Source organism: Lelliottia wanjuensis, from assembly GCF_030238365.1.
GTDB lineage: Bacteria > Pseudomonadota > Gammaproteobacteria > Enterobacterales > Enterobacteriaceae > Enterobacter > Enterobacter wanjuensis.
On the sequence record NZ_JASSOT010000011.1, the window covers coordinates 1 to 7,491 of the forward strand.

Annotated in this window: 8 protein-coding genes; all 8 read right to left on the reverse strand. The window is 43.8% G+C overall.

The window, feature by feature from the left end:
- A partial coding sequence (locus QQF33_RS03195; protein ID WP_285157354.1) for a hypothetical protein occupies positions 1–977 on the reverse strand: 977 nt, incomplete at its 3' end.
- Positions 978–979: 2 nt separating this feature from the next.
- Positions 980–1,243 (reverse strand): PAAR domain-containing protein, encoded by a 264-nt coding sequence (locus tag QQF33_RS03200; protein ID WP_285148504.1) that lies wholly within the window; start codon positions 1,241–1,243, stop codon positions 980–982.
- A 285-nt stretch (positions 1,244–1,528) separates the two neighbouring features.
- Positions 1,529–2,383, reverse strand: coding sequence for a hypothetical protein (locus QQF33_RS03205; protein ID WP_285157355.1), 855 nt, complete (start codon positions 2,381–2,383; stop codon positions 1,529–1,531).
- A complete protein-coding gene (locus QQF33_RS03210; RefSeq protein ID WP_285157356.1) occupies positions 2,376–2,741 on the reverse strand; it encodes a hypothetical protein in 366 nt (121 codons plus the stop codon). Before QQF33_RS03210 ends, QQF33_RS03205 begins: the two co-directional genes overlap by 8 nt.
- Before the next feature lie 133 nt (positions 2,742–2,874).
- Positions 2,875–3,462: a hypothetical protein gene (locus QQF33_RS03215; protein WP_285157357.1), complete on the reverse strand. Its 588-nt coding sequence runs from the start codon at positions 3,460–3,462 to the stop codon at positions 2,875–2,877.
- A gap of 38 nt (positions 3,463–3,500) precedes the next feature.
- Positions 3,501–4,376 carry a hypothetical protein gene (locus QQF33_RS03220; protein WP_285157358.1) on the reverse strand — a complete coding sequence of 292 codons (876 nt, stop codon included), beginning with the start codon at positions 4,374–4,376 and terminating at the stop codon, positions 3,501–3,503.
- 2 nt (positions 4,377–4,378) lie between these two features.
- Positions 4,379–6,814 carry an N-acetylglucosaminidase gene (locus tag QQF33_RS03225; protein WP_285157359.1) on the reverse strand — a complete coding sequence of 812 codons (2,436 nt, stop codon included), beginning with the start codon at positions 6,812–6,814 and terminating at the stop codon, positions 4,379–4,381.
- Between the two features lie 15 nt (positions 6,815–6,829).
- Positions 6,830–7,491 (reverse strand): DUF2345 domain-containing protein (locus tag QQF33_RS03230; RefSeq protein ID WP_285157360.1); only part of this gene is annotated, 662 nt, incomplete at its 5' end.

The window sequence follows — 7,491 nt, forward strand, 5'->3', positions numbered from 1 at the left end:
CAGGCATTATTCCAGCCGCTTCCGGAGGTCAATGTAGGACCGGAGATCCAGCTTCCTTTGAGTTCATCGGGTCTGGTCTTCGCCCAGAGCAGCGCCCGGGTGAGTGTCTTTGTGAGCGTTGTTTCTGTTCCCCTTTCGGGGCGACTAAGGCGGAGTGCATCCGGCCAGGCGTGGGCTTTACGGTTGCTCAATACCACCATCGAGACGGCATCTGCGTCATCTTCCCGGGGAGACGCCGGTAACGACAGCGTAATGGCAACCAGAATGCCTGGATTGTCCCATCGCTTGTCCAGCCAGGCATCGAATGCGCTCAGCCCTTTTCCGGACATCAGACGAAAAATCCTGCCCGTCTTGAGTGAGAGATCGGCCTTAAGTTGCTCTTCAATCAAGGGGTACAGGTCGTTATCACAATCCAGCACCAGCCAGCATGGCAGCTCCGATGGAAGCGGCTGAACGATCCCTTCGACACGCGTGGTCAGTTTAGTCACCGCCGCCGTCAGGGCCTTTGTTAAATCAGACTGGTATTCAGTTAATGCCGCGTATCTGACAGGTTTGTCACATCCTCTCGGGTGGGAGAAGTCGATAGCGGGGGCTGCGGCTTTCATTGCCTCAAGTAGGTCATCGGCTTTGTTTCCGGTCGGGGACTGAATGTATGTACCGAGGATCCATGCGCAGCGCTGACCGCGAAGAATTTCACTGTCGATGAGAGCTTCACGGTCGACATTACGCGACTCAGCTCCAACCTGCTCTGCTTTATAGGCAACCCTACGTAAACCGAAAAGAAGCCCCCAGGTGCAAAAAGGAAGGCCCAGAGCGGTGAACCAGAAGACAAATCCGGTTCGCTCTGATGTCCAGCACCACAGAGTAAGCGCTATGCCCCCCAGCATGACAAACGCGAGAAAGAGCAGCCAACGCCCGGTGCCGGGACGGGGTATCTTAGGGGCCTTTTCAGGGATGGCATCCAGCCAGACGGGCATAATCAGGCAACCTTTGCTGCGGCAAATGAACTGATCAACGTGCAACCACAGGCGCATTTGTGACCGTGAAAGGCAACCGGGATACCATGGTCAAGATAATCAGGATTACCTTCGACGATGGTTGTTGGCCCGTGCCCCTCGACCGGGCAGGAAACTTTGTCGCCTTTACGGGCAACGCCGATACCACCGAATTTCATCGTTTCAGAAGCGGTCAGTACAGAACCGCCGTGGGATGTTTTATCGCCTTTTCTGATTATCTGAAGCATATTATTCCTCTCCAGGGATAGGTATCCCCATGTTAATTGATGCTACTTTGTTAGCTTTTAGTGTGAAATCCAGATACATATCACCTAGCGTGTAACTGATTTTTTCAGGTGTAATTTGTGCCTGATTCACAGGATAGGCTTTAAACACTTTATCAGCAGGGTCGCCAACTTTTATTCCGCGTAAGGTAGAATACGCTGGCGTTTCTACGTTAATTGCTGAGATTATATAATCATCATCAATTATATATTGTCTCGCAATATATTAATCACATTGAATAATTTATATTACTGTTTTGGCTCTACAGGATAATCATTGAATGATATTGATTGAATGTTATTTTTCGAATCTAAGCAAAAATTTAATCTCATATCAAAATACTGATAGTACCTGCACTGGCTAAGTTTATCTAATCGGCTCTTATTTCCATACGTCGAAACAACCTTATCCCATGCATCACCTACAGATATCCCTCTAACGGTTTTGAATTTGTTATCAAAAAATGAAATCTCAGATATAAAGCTATCGTTAAATCCTGTTCTTTTTTCAATAATGCTATTTGTTTGGGAGATACTTACGCTCACCCCCTGAATCAACAGCACCCAAGTTTCAAATCCTTTAATAAAACCGTGACTTCCTGGTTCAGGAACATTGAAACCCTTTTCTTTAATCCATGCATTAAGTTCTGGCGTTGCTTTCCCTAAAAGACTTATCTGACCTTCAGGCGTGTTCCATTTGAAGTCAGTGTACGATAATCCATTAACAGAATCACTATCTGGGATTATGTTCTCTTTCTTCACCCAACCATCAATTAATTCACTATTTTTATTGATGTAGTTTACATATGAAAAACCATTTTCATCTCTATACTTAAGTAACTTTTCGTTATTAATAACAAAAGTAATGGTTTTGCATTCCGCTTTGGGGAGTGAGTAAAAATAAACTCTCTTACTTGAATCCGCCGATTGGACTTTTTCCTGGGTTGGAGTTTGATGTTTATTATAGGGATAATGATTCGGGCCGCCGGTACAATGTTCAGCGGCAATGCCTCTGGATGCCATTGATGACAAGATTAATACACTGACTATTTTTATGTAAAAACCTCTCATTACGCCCCTATACAGCATACTATTATTACTCACCTTTGTTTTCTTCTGATGGGCCAATACCTGTACCTGTTTCCACCAAACGGTCGGTTCTCACCCAACCTTCAACATCTTTACCATCCTTAGTGAAATACATAATATAAGTATAATCGCCGAAATCAGCGTAAGCATTTACTAAGTCGCCAGGAATGATGAACGTATTTTTTATGCGACATTTTTCACTCGGCGCGCTATAAAAATAAACACGCCCTTCCCCCGATGCTTTATATCCCGACTCAGAGCTTTGAATTATTGCTCTTTCATCATCCGCCTTTGTAGACAATTTTGAACAAAAATCATTAGCTTGACTGGTGAATGACAACAAAGAAATTAGAAGTGCAAATATAATTTTCATTATATAACGCCCTGGCTTCTCATGAGAGCAATTAATGAATTGGCATAATTTGGATCAGTTGCATATCCGGCTCTTTGTAAACCACTGTCCATTCTATGGGATCGCTACTGTTGAATAATGAAGTATGTGTTTCTTACCAGGAGCTTTTAAAGTCAATTTGTCTCAGTGAGGCCAACTCAACCCAGCCTGTAACGTTAGTCCCTGACTTTGTTTGATAAGACACTTTGGTGTATTTATTCTGTGTTTCAAATCGCTTAACATAATCTCCATTGACAATGAAAGTGTTTGTTTTTTTCATTCCGGAATCAGTCTTCTCAAAAAAGTACACACGTTTCTTACTTTGAACCTGATAAATAACCTCACCTGAAAGACAATACTTTTGAGCTTTTTCGTATTCATTGTTATAAGTCAGTTTAATTGGGCTTTCTGGGTCAATGGTTGTGTTAAACAACTCGGCTTTAAGTTTATCAAATAAAACCCATCCAATTGTGCCTGAACCATCAGTATCAACCACTAATTTCGCGCTTATAATTGAATCATCATCCTCGTCAATTATTAGGTTTACTTCTTTGGGTTTTATATTCCATTCCTTAAATGGAAAATTGCTGCTTCTCACTAACTCAGTAAAATATGCGTTGCACTGTTCAGGGCTTGCAGCAAAAGACATAGAGAACGGCAACAAAAAAAGTAATGAAACCATTATTTTTTTATGGGGCGTCATTTGCACCTCTCCTTGATTTCATCGACTAACGTAAGCACTTAATTGCAATGATTAATTTTGCTGATTCTGTTAAGTAAGGAAATGTTGTTGGAGCATTGCAAGTCTTTTATTGCAGATGACCACGGTAAAAGCACATACACAATGGAGTCGACTTTGTTACTAGCGTTAAATGAAAAGGTTAAATCCATGTCAATGTATTGAAAGCTCAAAGTTTTAATCCCATCATCCTGAGTGCCTGTAATACCATCTGCACCATATTTCTGCACAACCGAATGCAAGTCATCACCAATCTTGATTCCCTTACTTGTTTCATATTTTCCTGAATATATACTAATCTGCGACACGGACTCTTCTGCATTATTACGCACAGAATGATTCAGATCAGATACATAGACTACCGCATCTCTATTATACGGGAAATCAACGCCGAATACGGTTGCATCGTTATAGCTACCAATCATATTAAGTTTGACTTTCTTCCCTGTCTTTGCCAGTACTTCGTCTTTGACTACAGACACAGTCTGTCCGAGTGCTATATTCACGTTATCTAAATTCACGATATAGTCACCTGCACTTATAAACTCATCAGGATACTGAATTTCAGATAAATTTTCGCTTTTCACCCACCCATTGACTGTCGAACCTGACTTGTTAATGTATGCAATATATTCAAAATCATTATGCTTTTTAAACGATATTAGCCTGTCATTATTGACAACAAATGTTTTTGTTTTGCATTTTTCCTCTGGTTTTGTGTAAAAATAAACTCTGTCAGTACTCTTGACTTGATTTATTTTTAGCGATATTTCAGATGAGGGGGCCATAGATTCAGGCGATAAGGAGCAACTCGAATCAGCAAAACTTGAATGCGAAATGAATAAAATAATAGCACTAATTATTGTTTTGATCTTCATAGTCACCTCGAATAAATTGGATAATCAAAGTAGATTGTATTATCTGGGGATTTGACTGCCATTTTATATATAATACTGGCTTGCGTCTCTGCCCAGTTAATAGCAGTGGCATATTGATGCACGCCGGGAGATTGTGGATTCCATCTCATTTTATAAAGTGTATCTTGGCCCCGAGAGAAAAAATTCTTTGATGTGAATGCAGCGCCACCTATAATTGCAGCCTCTGGCGTATCCCAGTTGTTTTGTGCTGCAAAACGAGTCCCTTCTGAAACAGCAACTCCATCATAAGCTCCAACGCCATACATATTGTAATAGGGTCTGCCATTATATCGATTGCCTGTTGCAAGGATGCTGGTTCCATGTCCGGTCTCAACAATGGCATGGGCAACTAAATACATCTCATTTACATTATTTTCTTTTGCTGCCTGAATAAAAGCATCTTCTTTCCCATCTAATATTCCTTGTCCCTTAAGAACTGATGCTATTGCTGATTTAGGGATGCCAACATAAGAAGTTAAAATCATAAACTGGAACATGTTAGGGTTTTCACCTTTTTCATAAGGTACTGGATCCAAATAAGATGAAACCTTTTCTCTACTAACTGGAACAAACCCATTGCTTGTCCCAATTTGTGGCCCATGCAATGGATTTCGACTGCCTAGAGCCATTTGCTTATCGAGCGCGGATTTAAGAGTAGAAGAATAATTTGTATATTTGATGACGTATCTTTGTTGTTGACGTAAGGTTCCCAAAAACATTATTGGATGCATATGCCATAACGAGGGGCCCAGCTTCTCCGTGGTGACATCCTGCATCCATGCCATTTTATCAAGGAAATCTTCGCTGTATTTCTTCCATTCCGGAGCGTCTTTCTTAAGCGCATTCAGGAATGGTTGCCAGATAGCATCGCCTTTTTTGAAGTACCAGTCGCTGGGATGTTTTACGATTGTTTTCTGAACAACGTCACGATAGTCAGGATTATGAAGTGCTCTCCAGTATTCCATTGGAGAGTAACGGTCGCTTCCACTATCAATTTTATCAAGAAGGCGCTGATAATTATGCTTCACCAGGGCATGACTGGTTCGGGTATCACCGGTCGCTGCCTCGTAAAGTGAGTTGATAAGGCTGCGGAAGAATCCAACAGGCTGGTTTTTTCCATCCAGGTAATCAAAGCTGGCAGGCTCTGCGGTTTCAGTTCTGAAACCCAACTTTGCCAAATCATACTGTGACAACAGTTGAGGCTCTGCCTGGCCTTTGGGGGCGTAGGCATTCTCTGGTCTTAGCTGCCAGTATTCCTGTTTTGCTGATTTATCCGTTTCAGTTGTGACCTTACTCAACGGTAGAATGCCTGTCCGCGTTGTCGACGTCGAGCCCTTTGCGAAGGTGCCCTTCGCAACATCTTTTGTGAAAAGAGCAAGGCCAGGAGAATACTTCAACCAGAGCGGGTTTTTCTCCCCCACTTTTTCTGGGTTGGTCAGGAATTTCTCCAGATTATCATCCATGCTCGTGCATTCGATATGAACCTGGTATCGTGCCTCATAACCACCATCTTTTGGTGCCTGATAGTAGCCCATGTGGCCAATCGGGTCACCGGCCTTAATAGCAAATGGAGAACTGAGACTTACTGTCTTATCGAATACCATGACTTCCTTTGCGGGAGGAAGCAAATGGCGCCACCAGCCTGGACCGGCCCCCGGCGCTGGCTTAATATTGTTGTTATCCACAACAACCCAATAGCGCTGACCAGGTGTGAGGGTACTGCTGTTTTTTTCTGGTAATCCTTTCAGTGTTACAAGGCCATATTCTCGCTTGTTATTTCCTGTGGTCTTAAGATTGCTGTCTGCCGGGTCCCACTCCACTCTTGCCCCTTTAGGCATGTGTCCGGCAATTTGTGGAGATGTTTTATCTGAAGTCAGTTTCGCCGTCAGCCAGTCCATTTCAGAATATGCTCTTAGAGTATCCTGAATGACCCACTGATTTTCTGCTTCAGCCTCATAAGCTGAATACGGCGCAAGATGCATATACAGGGTGTAGAAATGCAGCCCGTTGGATTCTTTCTCTCCCGGTTGAATAAAGTGTTTAACCAGAACAAACGAACCGGAAAAGCTCAGTGGGCCGGATTCCCATGCAAGCGTCAGATAATCCTTGCAGACACGATAAGCAATCACTTCACCGTCAGCCATGCATCGCACAGCCTGCTCACCTTTAAAGGGGACCGGGAAATCCAGTGCTTCAAGAGGCGACCTGCCGCTAAGAGCACACCACGGAGTCGTGGCTTCCGTGATATGGATCCCGCCATGCCACATCCCACTTCGGCCAATCATATACTGCCCGGTGGATTCCCCCCCGACATGAGAGAGGATCTCTTCCTGATTTTTGAACTCACTTCCCCGACTGTTGGAGGGGATCGGCCAGACAATTTTGGGTAATACAGACACGATTCACACTCCTTGTCAGTCGTTAAATGACTTGCTGCTGATTTTGCTTTCCTGGGTGATATCCGTCAGGCTGAAATTGGGTGTTTCGTTGGGAAGATTTGCGCCCGAACCTGGTACCAGATAGTCAGATGTTTTCATGATGAACTCACCAGATGAACCATGCTCAATACCGTTCTTACTCAGTCTCAGGTAAGACCCGCCACCGTTTAGCGTCAGGGTTTCCGGGGTGCTGATAATAATTTCGTCTTCACTGCTGGTCACCGTCAGCTGTTTTTCAGAAAACAGTGCCATCGTGTTGTGTTGGGCCTGAATCTCGATGTCTCCCTGGTTGGCAACCAGCTTAGCCCCTTCTTTATGGACAAACATACCCAGGGCTTTTTCTACCGTTACAGAAAGATTTTTCATTGCACCGATATCAAGATGTTGACCGGCATTGATCATGGTATTGCGGGTACTGCTGAGCTGAAGATGTTCACCTGAGGTAAATGCCACTCCCTGCGGAGCACTACCCAGCAAGACCGAAGACTGGAGATCTTTGATTTTGTCGGTTACGAGACTAATCTGGGTATTGATGTCGCAGACCAGCGCTCCGGCGGCAACAGCTGCGCTGTTCAGCGCCTGCATCTGGCTGTTGGCCTGGTTAATCTGACTTATCGCAGGGGCCATTTCCAGCACCG

Excerpts from the sequence above, each read along its gene's own strand:
- QQF33_RS03210 (WP_285157356.1), bottom strand. The coding sequence starts at position 2,741 with ATGAAAATTATATTTGCACTTCTAATTTCTTTGTTGTCATTCACCAGT.
- QQF33_RS03200 (WP_285148504.1), bottom strand. The coding sequence starts at position 1,243 with ATGCTTCAGATAATCAGAAAAGGCGATAAAACATCCCACGGCGGTTCT.
- QQF33_RS03215 (WP_285157357.1), bottom strand. The coding sequence starts at position 3,462 with ATGACGCCCCATAAAAAAATAATGGTTTCATTACTTTTTTTGTTGCCG.
- QQF33_RS03220 (WP_285157358.1), bottom strand. The coding sequence starts at position 4,376 with ATGAAGATCAAAACAATAATTAGTGCTATTATTTTATTCATTTCGCAT.